At 61.6% G+C, this 700-nt stretch carries 2 protein-coding genes; one reads left to right on the top strand and one right to left on the bottom strand.

Annotated features, from left to right (window positions below; genetic code table 11):
* A partial coding sequence (locus KP708_RS15420) for a hypothetical protein (protein WP_215757240.1) occupies nt 1–382 on the bottom strand: 382 nt, incomplete at its 3' end.
* Between the two features lie 93 nt (nt 383–475).
* Between KP708_RS15420 and KP708_RS15415 the strand changes: the two genes are divergently transcribed.
* Nucleotides 476–700, top strand: a 225-nt coding sequence (locus KP708_RS15415) for a hypothetical protein (RefSeq protein ID WP_215757239.1), incomplete at its 3' end; no start/stop codon positions are given.

The raw sequence follows: 700 nt of genomic DNA, 5'->3' as shown, positions 1-700 counted from the left end.
TTCCCGCCCATCGCTCGGCCTCTTTGAGTGGGTCAGCCGGTCGGAGCAGCCGGAACCGGTGGTTCTTTGACCATGCCCATTTTCCGGCCGGGTCGATGCGTTCCAGTGGTGTTGAGACGAACCAGCAGTCAGACGGGCCGAGCACTGGATGAGATCGCGCCCATCCTGCCAGAACCGGGCCGMCATTCGGAATCCTGACGATCTGCCAGTGATCGACCGATGGTAGGGACGGGGATGCCACCATCTCCGCCGGTGGGTCGGAGTAGTGGCCGGTTKCCTGTGCTTGTCGGGTCMGATCGTCATAGTCCCGACGCAGTGCACGGGCGCGCTCGATGGGGGKCATGTCGTACCGAATTTCTMGKGGGTAATCGGAAGGGGTCAAGGGGGKTTCCCCKTGCACACGGAKTGAAGCGGAGCGGCMCKTTAGGGTCAATCGGTAGTGTGKGACTGCTTGCATAGCAGGAAGGAATGACAGGTGGCAATTTGCGCGGCGGTTCGTGCGGGTGCTCTCAAGTCCCTCGGGACGGGTCGAGGTGGAATCCTCTCAACGGAATATCACGCCAAGCGTCTCGATCCGGTCTCCCAGAAACGACACGTTCGGGACAGTGATCCGATAGCGTGGAGCAAGGCGGAAGGCCCCACGGATTACGTGAAAGCGTTCAAGGCGCACAAGCGGGCCAATGGTGCCAGTGAGCGGAAG

It is taken from the genome of Gluconobacter sp. P5H9_a, assembly GCF_018812085.1.
GTDB lineage: Bacteria > Pseudomonadota > Alphaproteobacteria > Acetobacterales > Acetobacteraceae > Gluconobacter.
Note: the sequence above shows the minus strand (reverse complement) of the source record. Positions and strands in the feature narration are given on the sequence as shown.